Origin of the sequence: Pengzhenrongella sicca, from assembly GCF_017569225.1 — a bacterium.
Taxonomy (GTDB): Bacteria; Actinomycetota; Actinomycetes; order Actinomycetales; family Cellulomonadaceae; genus Pengzhenrongella; species Pengzhenrongella sicca.
Genome location: NZ_CP071868.1, coordinates 679505 through 696978, shown reverse-complemented (window position 1 = coordinate 696978; position 17474 = coordinate 679505). Strand labels below are relative to the sequence as shown.

The following is a 17474-nucleotide window of genomic DNA, read 5'->3' as shown; positions in this document are numbered from 1 at the left end:
GCGGAACGCCGTTCAACGGACGAGCCGAACCGGCTAGGCAGGACTCGACCGGTTCGCCGGTTTCATGTCGACTGTCTTTATGTAGCGACGTAGGTACGCATTGAGATCCGGGTCGCAGGCGTAGACGAACGTCCCGAGCATGCCTCGGGTGAGCAGCACGCTGTAGATGTTCACCACGTACCGCAGGAGGTCGTCGTCCGTGTACTTCTTGCCCAGCACCCGGTTGTTCTCCTTGCCCTTCCTGTCGCGGTACAACGTTCGATCGATGAATAGTCGTCGGCCGACGGGGTCATAGCGCAGCTCGGGACCGATGATCACGCCGGCAAAGTTGAGGTCGTACCCCTGGACGGTGTGAATGGACCCGACCTCGCTGATCGATCCCGGGCTGTTGATCCAATCCGTGTCGGTGCTGTTCCAGCGCAGGCGGCAGCCGTCGAGCTCGATATCAAATACGCCGGGGTCCTTCTTGCTCTTCCAGACCCATGCGTACCCGGCGACGAGGCGCGCCAGCCCGTGACTGTCGTCAAGGCCAACGATTCTCTGGCGCATTCCTTCGAGATCGTCGAACAGGAGCAACTCGTAGTCCGCGAACAGTCGTGCTGCCGGTTCAGGGACGAGCGCGTCGGGATGAAGGATCTGTTGGACGTAGTCCACGTAGTCCTCCCCTGCGCGAACTCGCATCTGCGTGGTGAGTGGGTAGTAGCGCCTGCGGGCCCGAGCAGTCGCCGTGAGGTTCTCGAGCTGCTCAATCGGCAGGTCGGCCGGCCGAACGCTCTGGCCGGAGTCGACGAGGCAGATCTGATGCGTGCTACGGCTAGTGATCCAGTCAAGTTGAGTCCAACTCGAGTCGTCATCGCCGAACAGTTGCTCGTTGATCTCCCGAAAGCGAGTGTTCTGCGGGCCGGAGGACTGGTTGGCACGTTGGTTGAGGCGGTGCGTCTCGTCGACGATGAGCAGATCGAAAGGCAGAGGGTCGGAGCCGACCTCGAACGGTGAGAGGACCATGCTCTCGCTCAAACCCGGCGTCTGATGGAAGACCTTCTTGATCGATGCTCGAAGGGACTGCTGCGGCACCACGAGCCCGATGCGGAAGTGGCTCAGGAGTACCCGGTTGCCGTCGGTGTAGAAGTCCGAGAACAACCAGTCGCTGTCGTGGACGTCGTCGGCGGAGGCGGTCCTGATGTCCACGAGCAGCTTCATGAGGTAGATCCCGACCACAGTCTTGCCGGTCCCTGGGCTTCCCTGGATCACAGTCGCGCTGCCGGTACCGAATTCGACGTCTACGAACAGCCCCTCGAGGATGTCCTCGATCGCGATCGCCTGGTCCGGGGTGAGAGCCTTGAATGGGGACAGCTTGAATAGATCACTGTTCTCGATCTCCGTGATGCTCCGGCTGAACAACCCGTCGCGGCGCAGCTCCTCGAACAACGCGTCGAACGATTCGCGGTACAGGTCGCGGTGGTAGTAGTCCGCGTCCGTGATCCCACCGTTTACGTTGAGGACCGAGTAGGTGCCGTCGCCGGCAAAGAGCTTGATCAGGTACGACTCGAGGTCGAGACAGACCGACTTGTTGAAGGTCTCGTCAAGCACGACACGGACAGTGCTGAGACCCGCCTTGGCACCCGAGTCGAGGTGTTGACGCATCCGGCCCCGTGCATTCAGCGACTCTCCGACGTAGACCTTGGTGAGGCACTCACGGTCGTTCCCGTGTCGTCCGTCGTCGATGACGTAGACGACCGGCCAGTTCGTGCGCCACGGGTCGGCGGCCGCCCACGCATCGACGGCGTCCCGCGAAAAACCGACCCGCTCGACCCTAAAGCGCGTCATAGCGAGCGTTCCGGCCGCGGGCCTTTTCAACGAGGTCCTTGTCGCGCGACCTGGCGAGCTTCGCGAGGACGATCTCAGCTGGGTCGGCGCCGATCCGGTCCGCCAAGAGGATGCAGTAGGTCAGCACGTCAGCGAGTTCGTCGCGCACCCGCTCCAAGCCTGGCTCTTCACCCACTGGAAGCACTCCAGCAGTTCCCCCGCTTCGATAGAGATGCTCTTCGCAAGGTTCTCCGGGGTATCGAACTGTGCCCGGTGCGCGCAGAAACGAACTCTAGGATCTCGTCGCGTACTCGGGGATCAAACACGTCGCCACCGTACAGCCGGGAACGATCCGCTCGCCCCGCTGGACCTAGGCACTTGTCCTAGACAAGTAGATGCAGGCACGTCTCCGGCTGAGCCCCGCAATCCTTGCCCGCACATGCGCGGCGCATCCCGCCTCAGGTCTCCGTGTCGGGCGGCGCCGACGCTGTCACATGGAGGGTGCCCGAGGATGCCCGCGGCGATGATCGCGCGAACTCTTGACCAAGAGAGATCGACCGCACGTCCCGGGTTCCGCCGCAAGAAGCCGGAACAAGTGACAGTCTAGGAATGAAACCCACAAGGACAAGACTCTGGAGGTCCGCGTGTCTGACGCGACCGACGAACTTAGGCTCCGGCGACTCGAAGTTTTCGACGCCCATATCTGCAGTGGCGACGAGACGGACCTCATTAGCATCGAACCCGATGATCTCGGATTGCCCAAATCTACCCGAAGTGTCGTAATTGTCGGCTTGACGTGCTCCGGAGTTCTCGACAAGTTGGGCGGAGCGCCAAGCCCAGGCGACGAAGGGCTTGTGGAGTACGAAGTGGGATTCTCCGTCGAATTTGAGGCTGTCATGGCAGAGGAGGATGCATCTGCAAATAATTGGCCCTGCGAAATCCGGAAGGATGGGCTCGTCATCGTCCGAACCTCGCTTGATATGACCGGTAAAACTGGCGTCGTCTATGAGCGCGACGAGATCTTGGGATTCATCGACTACATCGGCCTGCGCCGTGCCGACGGAACACCTGCGTCGGCAGTCGGCCTGCTCAATGAAGACGCGAAGGTACTCGAGTTTCCGCCCGCGTGACTATAGCGCCTGGTCGGCCGTTCGCAGATCAAGCGAGCCGAGAAGGCGAGCGACGAGCTCGCGCTCCTCGCTGCGGAACATATTGACGAAACTCGCGCAGGAAGTTGGCTGGTTATGCTGACGCATTTTGAGAACACGAGGCCGCCGGCGAGCGCGACGCGGGAGTCGCCGCCGCGCGAGCTACGTCTGCCGGTGCGTCGACCGAAAACGAGCGCCCTAGATGGCGGTCGGGCGGCTCAGGTGCTCACTCTGCGCGACTGCTGGTAGCACCAAGTCTGACTATCGAGGCTGAACCCCTCTTAAACCCTATGTAGCGGTGCGTCGACCCCCTGGCCGAGACGTCTGCGCCGCTAGGGTCGCAGTCGTGGCAACATTCGACGAACGTACGTTCCTGATGGACTCCATCACTAACCTTCTGGGTATCCCGCACGACCCAAAGGGGGTCGGTAGTTCGGTTCACAACTCTTGGGTCAAGCCTGTGTGCCTCGCCGTCGGCATCGATCCATATGATCACGCGAACAAGTACCGGCGGTTCCAGGCGTTGCTCGAACTCTTCGGTCAGGTATACGACCCGCACAGCGATACGTCGGAAGGCGCGCCGAAGGGTGGTGGCACAATTACCAATCGAGGCCTAGATAAGCTCTACTTAGGCATGCGCCTTGACCGTGATCTGGCGTCAGACGGGGTAACCCCAGTCATGTCGGGCGTACCCACTGAGGACGATCTTGCCAATGACGATGAGCCAGACACCATGCTGGACGCTCGCATACGAGTCCAGGCGGAAATTGCTGTCCGCGGCGGCCAGGCTCGATTCAGGAAGTTGATCGTCGGAGCCTACGGGGCTCGCTGCGCCGTCACCAATTGTGATGCGCTGCCTGTGCTCGAGGCAGCGCACATCACGCCGTACCGAGGCCCACACACCAACGTCGTCCGGAACGGGTTGCTTCTTCGAGCGGACGTCCACACCCTATTCGACCTAGGTGGCCTGGGGATCAACCCAGACGATGGCGACCGCGTCGTGATTGCTCGACACCTGCGGGAAACCGCCTACGGACCGCTGCACGGCCGACGCATCACGATCCCCGAGAACCCGGCACTGCAACCAAGCGAGCCGTTGTTGCGCCGACATGGGCGCCTCTACGACCTCTGGTAGCCGCGGTTCGGCACCGGCAGGAGGTGTCGACGCACCGACTTGTTGATGCAAGCCAAGCACAGCTTCGATGAGACCGGAGTCCCTGGGACGCCTGCGATATCAACGGTCAAACTCCCCAAACACCTCCCTCACAGCGGGCGGCACCTCGGGATCCTTCACGGGACGCGTTCCCGGCAGTCGCGGGCGGTGAGGCACGCGAACGCCCAAAATCCACGCAGGTGCCTGGAGATCCACCCGAGTCCGGAGGCAAGGTCTGCGGTCACCGTGCGGTCACGGCAAAAAGAGGCCCTCTCTCCCCGAAGGGAGAAAGGGCCTCTGACGTGCTACTTCATAAGTAGCGGGGGTAGGATTTGAACCTACGACCTCTGGGTTATGAGCCCAGCGAGCTACCGAGCTGCTCCACCCCGCGTCGATGTCTTAACCCTACGTTACCCAGGCCGACCCGCCAAATCGAGGGCCGGCCTGGGTCCCGCATACCGCTGTCGACCTACTCCTCCAGCGCCGCCTCAGCCGCGATGGCCGCCTCGAGCGCCGTCTGGAGCCGCGTCTGCGCCTCGCCGTACGCCGCGAAGTCGCCCGCCGTCAGGGCCGCCTGGCCCTCCTGGATGGCCGAGTTCGCGTCCCGCAGCGCGGTGTCGAGCTGTGCGCGCGCCGTCCCGGCGTCAACCGCGGGCGCGGAGGCGCCGTCGGTCGGTGCCGTGGTGGGCTCCGTCGTCGGCGCGTCCGTGCTGGTGCCGGTGTCCGTCCCGGGGTCGGTCCCGTCGCTGGGTGCGACCGGCCCCGTGGCGGCGCCGTCCTCGACGTCGACGCCGGAGTCGCCGCCGAAGACCTGGTCGAGCGCCTCCCCCAGCGTGTCGGCGAACCCGATCGTGTCGCCGAATGCCACGAGCACCTTCTGCAGCAGCGGGACCTGCGTGCCGGACGACGACTGCACGTACACCGGCTGCACGTACATCAGCCCGCCACCGACCGGCAGCGTGAGCAGGTTGCCGTTGATGACGCTCGAGTTGCCCTGCGCGAGCAGGTTGAGCGTCGTGGACACGTCCGGGTCGGCGTCGAAGTTGTTCTGCACCTGACCGGGCCCGGGCACGGTGGAGTTACGCGGCAGCTCGAGCAGCCTGAGCTGCCCGTAGCTCTCCGCGGGCTCGCCCTCGACGTTCCCGGCCTCGGCGTCGGCCGCCAGGAACCCGGTGAGCACGTTGCGCGAGCCACCCGCCGGGATGTAGGTCGACGTGAGCGAGAACGCCGGCTCGTCCTGGCCCGGCATCTGCAGGGTCAGGTAGTACGGCGGCTGCGCGACGGCGCCCGTCTGGGTCGGGTCGGCCGGCGAGGACCAGAAGTCCTGGTTCGTGTAGAAGTCGCCAGCGTCGTCGACGTGGTAGCTCGCGAGCAGCGTCCGCTGGACCTTGAACAGGTCCTCCGGGTACCGGATGTGGCTCATCAGGTCGCCGCTGATCTCGGAGACGGGCTTGAGGGTGTTCGGGAACACCTTCTGCCAGGCCTCGAGCACCGGGTCCTCGGCGTCCCACGCGTACAGAGTGACCTCGCCCGTGTAGGCGTCGACCGTGGCCTTGACCGAGTTGCGGATGTAGTTCGCCGTCTGCGGGGCGAGCTCGGCAACCGTGGCGGACCGCTCGGTCAGGGAGTCGACCGTCGCGTCCTCGAGCTGCGCCGACGACGAGTACGGGTACCCGTCGCTCGTGGTGTAGCCGTCGACGATCCACACGACCTTGCCGTCCACGACGGCCGGGTACACGCGCCCGTCGATCGTCAGGTACGGCGCGACCTTCTCTACCCGCTGGCGCGGGTCGCGGTCGTACAGGATCTGCGACTCGCTCGTGACGCGGTCGGAGAACAGCAGCTCCTCGTCGCCGAACTTCAGCGCGTACAGCGCCTTGACGAATGGGTTGCCGAGACTGGGCCCGGCGTTGATGTCCTGCGTCGGGAACGTGGTGTTCTTCTGCCCGCCCGAGGCGTCGTCCGGGTAGTCGAGCTCCCAGTCGGTCGATTCGTCCGGCGCGCCGACGATCGAGTAGGTGGGCGAGCTCTGGCCGAAGTAGATGCGCGGCTCGTACTCGCCGAGCTCGCCGACCGACGGGATGCCGCCCTCGAAGTACGCCGGCTGGCCGTCGACGCTCGTGGTGTTGCCGTAGGCGGCGACGACGCCGAAGCCGTGCGTGTACACCGTGTGGTCATTGACCCAGTTCCGCGCGCTGTCGCCGAGGCCGGCGAGGTTGAGCTCGCGCACCGCGATCACGGTGTCGCGGCTCTCGCCGTCGATCGTGTAGCGGTCCACCGAGAGGGTGTCCGCGAAGTTGTAGTACTGCTTGTTCTGCTGCAGCTGGCGGAACGACGGGCTCACGATCGCCGGGTCGAGCAGCCGGATGCTGGCCGCCGTCTCGGCGTCCTGGCGCAGCGCGCCTGCGGTGGCCGTGGTCGCGGCCGAGTAGGGCGTGACCTCGATGTCGTCGAGCCCGAACGCCGTCTTGGTGGCGTCGATGTTGCGCTGGATGAAGTCGGCCTCGAGCTCCTGCGCGTTCGGGGCGACCTGGAAGCGCTGCACGACGGCCGGGTAGATGCCGCCGATCGCGATCGCGGAGACGACCATGAGGCCGACGCCGATGGCCGGGATCCGCCAGTTCCCGCGGATCGCGGTGACCAGGAAGAGCACGGCGACGACGATCGCGACGACCGCGAGGATGCCCTTGGACGGCATGACCGCGTTGACGTCGGCGTACGACGCGCCCTCGAACTTCTCCCCCGCCTTCGTCAGCAGCGAGTACCGGTCGAGCCAGTAGTTCGCGGCGATGAGCAGCAGGAAGATCGCCGCGAGGACGGCGAGCTGGATGCGGGCCGTGCGGGTCGTGCGCGGCCCCTGGCCGCCGATCCGGATCCCGCCGTACAGGTAGTGGGTCGCGAGCGCCCCGATGCCGGCGAGGAACACGACCGCCATGAGGAACGAGACGACGAACCGCAGCCCGGGCAGCACGAAGATGAAGAAGGACAGGTCCATGCCCCACTGCGGGTCGACCTCGCCGAAATCGACGCTGTTCATCCACAGCTGGATGGTCGTCCACTGCTGCGACGCGGCCGCGCCGGCGAAGAGCCCGAGCAGCGCGGGGCCGGCGATGATGACGAGCTTGCGCAGCGGCTCGACGGCCTCGCGGTACTGGTCGAGGTTCGCCTGCTCCTGGTTCGACGGCGCGTAGACGGGCCGGGACCGGTAGGCGATGTTGAGGCAGAGCGCGACGGTGCCGGCCATCAGCGCGAAGCCGAGGACGAACAGCAGGCCGCGCGTGACCCACTCGGTGCGCAGGACCTCGAGGTACCCGAGCTCGCGGAACCACAGGACCTCCGTCCAGACTCGGGCGAGGGCCAGCACGATGACGACCAGCACGCCCAGCACCACGACGGTGGGGCCGAGGGCCCCGCGTCGCTTGCGTGCGTTCGGCGGACCAGACGGGCGGCGAGGTGGTGCGGTGAAGCTCACAGCGATGGGTTCCTCATCTTCGGCGGCTCGAAGCCCGGCTGACCGGGTCTCCCCTGTGAACGCCGTGGCTAGTTCACAGGTTCCCACATCGCGATGCGACCATGGACCCCATGCCTCCCGAGCCCACCGCACCGTCCACGCCGCCCGTCCCGCCGACCGAGACCCTCGCCGACGCGCCCGCGGACGAGGCGGTCCTTCCCGGTGCGCAGCTGTCGTTGGCCGACGCCGTCCGCGAGATCGAGCGGCACGTCGCCTCGGGCGGCTGGGACGCCCCCGTCCGCGTGTTCGCGCTGGTCGGCACGGCCCGCGCGCTGGAGTCCTCGCCCGAGCTCGCGGGGCAGCTGACCGAGCAGGTGCTCGCGGCGGCGCAGGAGGACCCGACGCACCTGACGTCGATCGAGCAGGAGGGGCTGCCGAGCGCGGACGACCTGGAGCACCTGCTCGGCGAGCTCGCGTGGCCCGAGAGCGTCGACGGCGCCGCGATCACCGTCGAGCGCGTGATCCTGCCGCCCGCCGCCGAGGAGGCCATGCCGGCCGGCCAGGACGAGGCGCTCGCGTACCTGATGGCGCACCCGGACCGTCAGGACGTGCGGATCGCCGTCGGCGCGCTGCGCACCGGCGAGTCGTGGTCGGCCATCCGCACCCGCAAGCACGACGACGCCGACGCCGTCGCGATGGGCCAGAACCTCGTGCCGGGCCTGCTCGAGGCGCTGCGCGGCACGCTCGCCGGGTAGCCCTCAGTCGGCCGTGCAGGTCTCGAGCGAGTCGCCGTCGCCGGCGCCGATCGCGGTCATCGCCGCGCGCGCCTCGGCGAGCGTCGCGACCTTCGCTACGCTGAGCCCGTCGGGCACGTTGCCGACGACCTCGTCGCAGTTGTCCGCGGGCGCGAGGAACCAGGTCGCGCCGTCGCGGCGCGCGCCGGCGAGCTTCTGCCGGATGCCGCCGATCGGCCCGACCGTGCCGTCGACGTCCATCGTCCCGGTGCCCGCGATGACGACACCGTTCGCCTCGTCCTCGGGCGTGAGCTTGTCGATGATCCCGAGCGCGAACATCGTGCCCGCGCTGGGCCCGCCGATGTCCTCGATCTCGATGGTCACGTCGATGGGCAGGTCGAACGTCGGGTCGATGTACACCCCGAGCTGGCTGCCGCCCGTCTCGCGCTCGCCGGTGACGATCTGCACATCGAGCGGCGCGCCGTCGCGCTCAATCCCGAGCGCGACCGTCTCCCCCGGCTCGATCGCCGCGAGCGCGGTCACCAGGGCCGTGTACGACGTCAGGGCCTCGCCCTGCAGCGTGACGACGACGTCGCCCTCCTGCACCACGCCGACGGCGCCCGTCCCCTCGACCGCGCCGGCGACCACGAGCTGCGCCGGCACCTCGTACCCGAGCTCCTCGAGGGCCGCGACGGTCGCGTTCTCCTGCGAGGAGACCATCTCGGCGGTGTTCTCCTCGTCGATGTCCTCCTGGCTGCGCGCGGGCGGGAACACGCTCTCGACCGGGCTGACGACGCGCGTGCCCGAGACCCAGGCCTGCAGCACCATCGGCAGCGTGACCGGGTAGCCGGGCCCGCCGGAGAACGACACGGTGGTCATGCGCAGCTCGCCCGTCGAGTCGAACGTCTCGGCGTCCTGGATGTCGATCAGCGGCGTGCCGTCCTGCTCGCCGAGGGTGTCCCGGGTCGGCCCGGGCGAGCCGATCGCGTAGGGCAGCGGCACGAACACCCCGACCGTGCACAGCACGAGGGTCACGAGCACCGCGATGCTCAGAGTCGTCGACCGCGGCGACGGCGCCGGCCGCGCGACGACGACGTCGTCGACCGGGGGCTCGTTGTCGGGCGTCCCCGCGTCGTGAAACGGGGGCTCGGCGGGCGTGGGCTCGGAGCCGGGATTGAGGTCGGGATTGCGGTCGGGAGCAGGCACCCGACGATCATCCCCTACGGCGTACCCGGGCCTGCCGCCAGACCGCCGCAGTGCCGAGGAAGGCCACGGCGGCCCCCGCGGCGCCGAGCGCGGCGGCGTCCTTGGGCCCGACGCGCCGGCCCGCGAGCGCGATGCGGCCCGTACCGGCGTCGAGCAGCACCTCCAGGCACTCCGCGCTCGTGAAGGCGGCCTCCCAGCCGGAGGCGCGCAGCCGGTCGCTCGCGACCGTCCACGGGTACACCGTGTACGCGAGCTCGCTCGCGGGCGCGGGCAGCACCCCGACGCGGTGCAACCGCTCAGCGGTGCCGAACGCCGTGACCGCGGCGAGCTCGATGCGGCGCAGGCCGGACGCCGTCTCGACCTGGGTCGGGCTGAGCACGTCGGGCGCGCCCACGGTGAGCGGGCCGGCGAGCGCGTGGTCGACGGCGTGCTCGGCCGCCGAGGCGACGTCGGCGACGTGCGCGAACTGCCACTCGCGGACGGCGCCGCGGACGGTCAGCAGGCGCGGAGCCTCGAAGTGCCGCGTGATCATCGTGTCGACGCCCTCCCCGACCAGCGCGGCGGGGCGCAGGACGGTCACGAGCGGGGTGCGGCGTCGGCGGATCCGGGCGATGACCGCCTCGACGGCGAGGAGGTCGCCGACGAGGCCGCCGTCGTCGGCCGTGAGCAGCGGGGCGTCGTCGGTGAGCGGGGCCTGGCCCGCCGCCGCGCCGTGCACCATCGCGGAGGAGACCACGAGCACGTGCCGCGCGCCGACCGCGCGGGCCGCCGCGAGCAGCCGCTGGGCGTGCGCGACGACGTCCGTGCGCCGGGTCGCGGGCGCGGTGCCCGCGTAGGTGGCGTAGTCGCCGTCGTGCAGCACGAGCACGATCACCGCGGCGCCGGCGAGCAGCTCCTGGGGGTCGAGGAGCGGGACCTCGTCGAGCCGCTCGACCATCCACGGGACGTCGCGGACGGGCTCGGGGCGCGCGAACCAGTCCGCCATCGCGGCGGCCACGGCGCCGCGGCCGACCACGACGACGCGCTCGGTCTCCGTGCTGCGCCGTGAGCGAACCCGACCGTCTGACATACCCCTGCACACCCTTTCGCGACACGCGATGTGGTTACCGTGGTCGAACCCGCCCGGCCAGTGTCCCAGGAGCAACCATGACCAGCGAACCGCCTACCGGATCCGGCGGCGAGCCGCCCCCGCAGTGGGAGGAGCTCCTGCGCTCGATGTTCGGCGCAGACGCCGACGACGCGATGCGCGAGCTGCGCGAGCGGGGCATGGATCCCGCCGCGATGGCCGCCGCGGCCGGCCTGCCGGACGACCCGCAGATGCTCGGCCAGGTGCTCGGGCAGGTCCAGCGCATGCTGGCCACGTCCGGCACCGGTCCGGTCAACTGGGACGTCGCGCACGACGTCGCGCGCCAGACCGCCGCCGGCGAGGGCGACCCCACCGTGACCCCGGCCGAGGTCCGCGCCGCGACGCAGGCCCTGACCGTGGCCGAGCTCTGGCTCGACGCCGCAACCGACCTGCCGCCCGCGGGCGGCGGGGCCCGCGTCTGGAGCCGCGCCGAGTGGGTCGAGCACACGCTGCCGACCTGGCGCACCCTCGCCGAGCCCGTCGCCTCCTCGCTCTCGGCCGCCCTGGTCGGGGCGCTCGCGGACCAGCTCCCGAAGGGAATCGACGGCGACTCGGTGGCCGACGGCGTCACGGCGGGCATCGACCCCGCGCAGCTCATGCGCCAGCTCGGCTCGGCGGTGTTCGGCATGCAGGTCGGCCAGGCCGCCGGCACGCTCTCGCGCGAGGTCTTCGGCGCGACCGACATCGGGCTGCCGCTGATCGACGAGCCCGCGACCGTGCTCGTGCCGTCCAACGTCGCCGCCTTCGCGGACGGACTCGACGCGCCGCTGGAGGAGGTCCGCCTGTTCCTCGCGGTGCGCGAGGCGGCGCACGCGCGGCTGTTCACGCACGTCGCGTGGCTGCGCGGGCACCTGCTGGGCATCGTCCAGGCGTACGCGCGCGGCATCACGATCGACGTCGACAGCCTCGAGGAGGCCGTCCGCTCGATCGACCCGACCGACCCCGCCGCGCTGCAGGGCGCGCTGTCGGGCGGCGTGTTCGCCCCGCACACGACGCCGGAGCAGCAGGCCAACCTGCTGCGGCTGGAGACGGCGCTCGCGCTCGTCGAGGGGTGGGTGGACGAGGTCACCGCCGCGGCGACGATCGCGCACCTGCCGCACGCCGTCGCGCTGCGCGAGATGATCCGCCGCCGCCGCGCCGCGGGGGGCCCGGCCGAGCAGACGTTCGCGACGCTCGTCGGGCTCGAGATGCGCCCGCGCCGCTCGCGCGACGCCGCCGCACTGTGGGCCGAGATCACCCGCTCGGGTGGCCCGGAGGCGCGCGACGCGGTGTGGGGCCACCCCGACCTGCTGCCGACCACGCAGGACCTCGACGCCCCGGCCGGGTACGCCACCCGGCGCGCCGAGGCCGCGACCGACGACGCCGCGATGGACCGCGCGCTCGCCGAGATCCTCGACGCGAACCCGGACGCGCCGGATGCACCGGATGCGGGACCCGGGGCCGCGAAGCCGTAGGGCGCCGCGCGGGCGCCGCTGTCGGGCGCCGGGCCGGTTACAGCTGCACGGGGAGGGCGTCGTCCACCTCGTCGGAGGCCAGGTCGACCGCCTCCGACAGCTCGACGGCGTTGCCGTCGACCGACCCCGCGGTCGCCGGCTCGAGCTCGGGCGAGCCGAGCTGGCCCGCGCCGAGCTCCGGGTCGCCGCGCGCGACCCGCTCCTCGCCAAACGTCACCCCTTCGAGGAAGCCGCGGGCCCGCTCCGTGCGCGGGTAGTCCTCGAGCGTGGCCCAGAACTCGGGCCCGTGCCCGATGTGCAGCAGGTGCGCGAGCTCGTGCAGCAGCACGTAGTCGATGACCCAGCGCGGCATGCCGCGCACGCGGGTGGAGATCCTGATCGTGCCGTCGGCCGGGGTGCACGAGCCCCAGCGGCGGCCCTGGTTCGTGGACCAGTTGACGCTCGCCGGGATCGCCTGCCCGGCGAGGTAGCGAGTCGACAGCTCGAGCGCGCGCGTGGCGAGCTCCTCGTCCGACGGCCGACGCCGGCGCTCCTGGTCCGCCAGCCGCGCCACCATGCGGCGCACCCACTCGCGCTCCTGCGCCCCCGTGAAGCGCGCGGGGATCGCGACGACCACGCGGTCGCCGTCCCGATACGCGGTCACGGTCCGCAGCCGGTTGCGGCTGCGGCGTACCTCGACGGGTCCCGGCGGATCTTTCGGATTCACCCTCAACACGCTAGCGCGGGAGCAGCACCTTCGCCCGAAAAGTCACCCGTTTGTCACAACGCTTGTCACGTCCTGATAACCGGCTGACACTCCTGTGACGTCGGCGGGAGCACCCGCGGCGGGCTCCCCACGGGCGCGCCGTGGGCCGGACACGGGGCCCGGCACCGCGATTGTGCAGGCAGCGGGGCCGTAGGACCACTATCGTGTGCGGGGCACGGGAGCGTGCGGCCGTTCGGCCGCTCGGCCCCTGCCGTTGGTCGGCAGATCCTGGACCGACGCACAGACATCCGAACGGAGATAGCTCATGGCTGAGACTTACAAGGGCGAGTTCTACTGCGTGAAGTGCAAGGAGAAGCGTGAGACCGAGGGCGACGTCGTCATCTCGGAGTCCGGGCGCCGCATGGCCAAGGGCATCTGCCCCGTCTGCGGCACCAAGCTGAACCGGATCCTCGGCAAGGCCTGAGCACACCCGCACCGCCAAGGCGGCCGGCGCGTCAGAAATGTGACGCGCGGGCCGCCTTTCGCGCGTCCGGGGGGGGTGAATTCACCGCCTCCGGTGAGCCCCCGCCTTCGCGAGCCTCCTCCTTCATGAGCCCAGCCCTGTGGACCGCCGTCGCCGCCTCCCGCCCGGATGCGAGGGTGGATCGGGCCGGGCTCGAGACCCGGCCACGGGACGGCGGGCAGGAGGGCGGCGGGTGCGTCTGCGCACGGGTCTGCGCGTGCTGTGGCGCGCGCCGGACGAGGTCCAGGTGGGCACGGACGCCCGCTGGGCGGTCCGGCTGACCGGCCTGACGCCGGGCGAGGTCGAGCTCCTGCTGGCGCTCGGCGGCGACACGGACGCGCGGCAGCTGGCCGGGCGCGCCCGGCTGCTCGGCGTGCCGGCGCAGCGTTGGGACGCGCTGCTCGCCGAGCTGACGCACGCGCAGCTCACCACGCCGCCGGGGAGCCAGGCCCCGGCGTCGGCGGCGCAGGTCCCGGCCCGGCTCGGCCCCGACGCACTGACCTGGGGCCGGGTGCTGCACGACGGCGACGGCGACGCGCTCGTCGCCGGCCGACGGGCCCGGGTGGTCGGGCTGGTCGGCGCGGGCCGCACCGGGCTGGTGATCGCCGGCACGCTCGCCGCGGCCGGGGTGGGCGCCGTGCTGGTCGAGGACGACCGGCCCGTCGCCCCCGGCGACCTCGGCGTCGGCGGCTACGCGACGCGCGACCTCGGCTCGCCGCGCAAGGCGGCGGCGGCGAGGGTGCTGCGCGACCTCGCGCCGGACGTGCGCACGAACGGCCCGGAGCGGACCCGGCCGGACGTGATGGTGCTCGTCGAGCACGGCGCGGCGGACGCGCTGCGCGCCCGCGTGCTGATGTCCGCGGCCGTCGCGCACCTGTCGGTGGTCGTGCGCGAGGCGGACGTCGTCGTCGGCCCGCTCGTGCGGCCGGGCACGTCCGCGTGCCTGCGCTGCCTGGACCTGGGGCGCACGGACCTCGACCCGCGGTGGCCGGCGCTCGCGGCGCAACTCGCCGGGGGTCGGTCGGGGCTCGCCCCGCACGAGGAGACGGTGCTGGCGGCGGCCGCCGGGGCGCTCGCGGCCGGGCAGGTGCTCGCGCAGCTCGACGGGACGACGCCGGGCACGCTCGGGGCGTGCCTCGAGATCGCCCTGCCGGACGCGATCCCGCGGCTGCGGCGCTGGGCCGTGCACCCGGAGTGCGGCTGCACGGGGCTGCCGCTGCCGCGGGATCGCTGACGGTGACTCACGCGGCCGGTGCGACCGCGTCCTTGCGCGGCCGCCCCCGCCCGCGCTTGGCGGCGACGACGCGGCCGGCCACGAAGACCTCCCCGCCCCACACGCCCCACGGCTCGGCGCGCTCGACCGCGCCGGCCAGGCACGCCGCCCGCAGCGGGCACTCCTGGCACAGCGCCTTGGCCTGCTCGACCTGGGCGCTCTGCTCCGCGAACCACAGCTCGGGGTCGCCCGAGCGGCACGGGACCATCCCGGCGACGAGCCGGTCGAACTGCTCGCGGTCGGCGGTGGCCTGGGTCGCGAGCGTGGGGGGCCAGGGACCGGATCCGCCCTGATGCACCGCGTCGAGCAGCATGGTGGGCCGCACGATGTCCTCCTGAGATATGCACTGCCTGGCGATGAAGACGAACTGACGAGCGCGTCGGTGCGGTGCGCGGCCGTTCTCATCGCCCTGCCGGACCGGTGAGGGTCCGGCTCGGCCAGCTGGGGTTCCAGCCGCTCTCAGGGCAAACAAAAGGCCGCGGTCCGAGTGGACTCCGCGGCCTGGGGGATGGTCTGGGTCAGACCATCAGGATCCCGGGTGGGGCGGAGTCGGTTGCGAAGGCGAGAGTGCCCGTGGACACAGCTCCGCCCTGCGAACGCGCGATGGGCGCGGGGGAACGCAGAGAGATGGCCGCGACGTCGGTCGCGTAGCCACTCAGATTCCGGTTCTTCACGATGCTCCACCCCCTTTCGACTTGGGCCCACGCCTCGCGGCGGTGCCCCCAACAAGGACAGGTCCACCGTAGGCGACGCGTCCGCGCCGGCACAACGTATTAAACCGACGAGATTCTCGAGCAGTTTCTCTGGGCCGCGCGGGCCTCGTCAGCGCCCTCGCGTGCACAGCGTCGTCAGCGCCCTCGCGTGCACAGCGTCGTCAGCGCCCGCGCGTGCACAGCGCGAGCAGTGTCGGGCCGTACTTGTCGAGCTTCGCCGGGCCGATCCCCTTGACCTGCGCGAGCTCGGCCATCGAGGCCGGCCGGACCTCCGCGATCGCCTCGAGGGTCCGGTCCACCAGCACGGTGTAGGCGGGCTTGTCCGTCTCGGTCGCGACCTCGGCCCGCCAGCCCTTGAGCCGCTCGAGCAGCTCGACGTCGTACTCGCCCGACAGCGCCGCGCCGCGCGGATGCGCGGGCATCCCGGTGCGGCGGCGCGCGGCGTCGTCGGGCCACAGCCCGTCCAGGAAGTGCGTGCGGCGCCGGGACGCGCGCCCGCCCGGGTTGCGCGAGCGCGCGTAGGACAGCTCGAGGTGCTCGCGGGCCCGGGTGATCCCGACGTAGAGCAGGCGGCGCTCCTCCGCGACGGCGTCGTCGGTCTCGGCGAGCGAGATCGGCATCAGGCCCTCGCTCATCCCCGCGAGGAACACCGCGTCCCACTCGAGCCCCTTGGCCGCGTGCAGCGACGCGAGGGTCACGCCCTCGACCGTGGGGGCGTGCTGGGCCGAGGCCCGCTCGTCGAGCTCGACCACGAGGTCCTTCAGGCTCGCCTGCGTGCGGGTGAACAGGTCGTCCGCGAGCCCGACGAGCGCCTGCATCGACTCCCACCGCTCGCGCGCCGCGCCGCGCGCCGCCGGCGGCCGGTCCGACCAGCCGTTCGACAGCAGCACGTCGCGGACCACCTCGGGCATCGGGGTGTCCGCGTCCGCGGAGCGACCGGCGCCGCGCAGCAGCACGAGCGCCTCGCGCACCTCGCGGCGCGCGAAGAACCGCTCGCCGCCGCGGATGAGGAAGCCGACGCCCGCCTCCGTGAGCGCCTGCTCGAACCCCTCCGACTGCGCGTTGGTCCGGTACAGGATGGCGATCTCGCTGGCCTTCGTGCCGGCGGCGATCAGCCGGGCGATGCGGGCCGCGATCCCGGCGGCCTCCGCGTCGTCGTCGTCGTACGCCGTGAAGCCGACGGGCGGGCCCGCGGGGCGCTGCGCGACGAGCTGGAGCGCCTGGGCGCCGCGGCGGCCCGGCTGGGCGAGCAGCCGGTTCGCGATCTGCACGACCTGCGGGGTGGACCGGTAGTCGCGCACGAGGCGGACGACCTGTGCGCTCGGGTGGGCCTTGGCGAAGGTCAGCAGGTGGTGCGGCGACGCGCCGGTGAACGAGTAGATGGTCTGGCTCGGGTCCCCCACCACGCACAGCTCCTCGCGGCCGCCGAGCCACTGGTCGAGCAGGAACTGCTGCAGCGGCGAGACGTCCTGGTACTCGTCCACCACGAAGTGCCGGTACTGGGTGCGGACGGCCTCCGCGACGTCGCGGCGGGTGTTGAGCATGTCGGCGAGCATGAGCAGGACGTCCTCGAAGTCGATGACGTTGCGCTCGGTCTTCGCGTCCTCGTAGCCGGCGATCAGGCGGGCGACGGTCTGCCGGTCGTAGCCGGCGGGCGCGGGCCGGTCGATCGCGGCGGTCGCGCGCACGTAGTCGTCGGCCGTGACGAGCGAGACCTTCGACCACTCGACCTCGGTGGACAGGTCCCGGATCGCGACGCGGTCGACCGAGAGCCCGAGCCTGTTGGCGGCGTCGGCGATCACGGGGGCCTTGTGCTCGAGGATGCGCGGCGGCGCCCCGCCGACGACCTTCGGCCAGAAGAACCCGAGCTGGCGCAGCGCGGCCGCGTGGAAGGTCCGGGCCTGCACGCCGACGACGCCGAGCTCCCGCAGCCGGGTGCGCATCTCGCCCGCCGCGCGCGCGGTGTAGGTCACGGCCAGCACGGTCGTGGGCCGGTACACGCCGCTGCGCACGCCGTAGGCGATCCGGTGCGTGATCGCGCGGGTCTTGCCGGTCCCCGCGCCCGCGAGCACGCACACCGGCCCGTTGAGGGCGAGGGCCACGGCGCGCTGGTCGGGGTCAAGGGCATCGAGAATCTCGTCGGCAGACATCCCGGCAATCCTCCCAGCCGCCACCCACTGCCTGGCTCGCGGGCGGGGTTGC

General features: G+C 70.8%; 14 protein-coding genes and 1 tRNA gene. 6 read left to right on the top strand and 9 right to left on the bottom strand.

Features of this window, described 5'->3' with window-relative positions:
• Nucleotides 1–33 precede the first annotated feature (33 nt).
• Both J4E96_RS03155 and J4E96_RS20310 read right to left on the bottom strand, forming a co-directional pair.
• Nucleotides 34–1827: a DUF2075 domain-containing protein gene (locus tag J4E96_RS03155; protein WP_227424344.1), complete on the bottom strand. Its 1794-nt coding sequence runs from the start codon at nucleotides 1825–1827 to the stop codon at nucleotides 34–36.
• On the bottom strand, nucleotides 1814–1975 hold the full coding sequence (locus tag J4E96_RS20310) for a MazG-like family protein (RefSeq protein ID WP_319637732.1): 162 nt from the start codon (nucleotides 1973–1975) through the stop codon (nucleotides 1814–1816). Before J4E96_RS20310 ends, J4E96_RS03155 begins: the two co-directional genes overlap by 14 nt.
• Nucleotides 1976–2450: 475 nt before the next feature.
• Here J4E96_RS20310 and J4E96_RS03145 point away from each other — a divergent pair, with 475 nt between their 5' ends.
• On the top strand, nucleotides 2451–2936 hold the full coding sequence (locus tag J4E96_RS03145; RefSeq protein ID WP_227424343.1) for a hypothetical protein: 486 nt from the start codon (nucleotides 2451–2453) through the stop codon (nucleotides 2934–2936).
• Nucleotides 2937–3300: 364 nt separating this feature from the next.
• Nucleotides 3301–4089 (top strand): HNH endonuclease, encoded by a 789-nt coding sequence (locus J4E96_RS03140; protein WP_227424342.1) that lies wholly within the window; start codon nucleotides 3301–3303, stop codon nucleotides 4087–4089.
• A 335-nt stretch (nucleotides 4090–4424) separates the two neighbouring features.
• Here J4E96_RS03140 and J4E96_RS03135 read toward each other — a convergent pair.
• Both J4E96_RS03135 and J4E96_RS03130 read right to left on the bottom strand, forming a co-directional pair.
• A tRNA-Met gene (locus J4E96_RS03135) sits at nucleotides 4425–4498 on the bottom strand.
• 78 nt (nucleotides 4499–4576) lie between these two features.
• The gene (locus J4E96_RS03130; protein ID WP_227424341.1) at nucleotides 4577–7579 is read right to left on the bottom strand and encodes a UPF0182 family membrane protein; all 3003 of its coding nucleotides are present in this window, start codon (nucleotides 7577–7579) and stop codon (nucleotides 4577–4579) included.
• Between the two features lie 110 nt (nucleotides 7580–7689).
• Here J4E96_RS03130 and J4E96_RS03125 point away from each other — a divergent pair, with 110 nt between their 5' ends.
• The gene (locus J4E96_RS03125; protein ID WP_227424340.1) at nucleotides 7690–8313 is read left to right on the top strand and encodes a PPA1309 family protein; all 624 of its coding nucleotides are present in this window, start codon (nucleotides 7690–7692) and stop codon (nucleotides 8311–8313) included.
• A gap of 3 nt (nucleotides 8314–8316) precedes the next feature.
• Here J4E96_RS03125 and J4E96_RS03120 read toward each other — a convergent pair whose 3' ends face one another.
• Both J4E96_RS03120 and J4E96_RS03115 read right to left on the bottom strand, forming a co-directional pair.
• Nucleotides 8317–9498 (bottom strand): YlbL family protein, encoded by a 1182-nt coding sequence (locus tag J4E96_RS03120; protein ID WP_227424339.1) that lies wholly within the window; start codon nucleotides 9496–9498, stop codon nucleotides 8317–8319.
• 7 nt (nucleotides 9499–9505) lie between these two features.
• Nucleotides 9506–10567, bottom strand: coding sequence for an NAD-dependent epimerase/dehydratase family protein (locus J4E96_RS03115; RefSeq protein WP_227424338.1), 1062 nt, complete (start codon nucleotides 10565–10567; stop codon nucleotides 9506–9508).
• Nucleotides 10568–10644: 77 nt separating this feature from the next.
• Between J4E96_RS03115 and J4E96_RS03110 the strand changes: the two genes are divergently transcribed.
• Nucleotides 10645–12078, top strand: a complete 1434-nt coding sequence (locus J4E96_RS03110) for a zinc-dependent metalloprotease (protein ID WP_227424337.1) — start codon at nucleotides 10645–10647, stop codon at nucleotides 12076–12078.
• 37 nt (nucleotides 12079–12115) lie between these two features.
• Here J4E96_RS03110 and J4E96_RS03105 read toward each other — a convergent pair whose 3' ends face one another.
• A complete protein-coding gene (locus J4E96_RS03105) occupies nucleotides 12116–12784 on the bottom strand; it encodes a M48 family metallopeptidase (RefSeq protein ID WP_227424336.1) in 669 nt (222 codons plus the stop codon).
• Between the two features lie 304 nt (nucleotides 12785–13088).
• Here J4E96_RS03105 and J4E96_RS03100 point away from each other — a divergent pair, with 304 nt between their 5' ends.
• Entirely contained in the window at nucleotides 13089–13247 is a 159-nt protein-coding gene (locus tag J4E96_RS03100) for a DUF5679 domain-containing protein (protein ID WP_227424335.1), read from the top strand.
• A gap of 232 nt (nucleotides 13248–13479) precedes the next feature.
• Nucleotides 13480–14520, top strand: coding sequence for a ThiF family adenylyltransferase (locus J4E96_RS03095; RefSeq protein WP_227424334.1), 1041 nt, complete (start codon nucleotides 13480–13482; stop codon nucleotides 14518–14520).
• A 7-nt stretch (nucleotides 14521–14527) separates the two neighbouring features.
• Here the strand turns inward: J4E96_RS03095 and J4E96_RS03090 are convergent, their stop codons facing one another.
• Entirely contained in the window at nucleotides 14528–14884 is a 357-nt protein-coding gene (locus tag J4E96_RS03090; protein WP_319637731.1) for a WhiB family transcriptional regulator, read from the bottom strand.
• 549 nt (nucleotides 14885–15433) lie between these two features.
• Nucleotides 15434–17422, bottom strand: coding sequence for an ATP-dependent helicase (locus tag J4E96_RS03085; RefSeq protein ID WP_227424333.1), 1989 nt, complete (start codon nucleotides 17420–17422; stop codon nucleotides 15434–15436).
• Nucleotides 17423–17474: the final 52 nt, after the last annotated feature.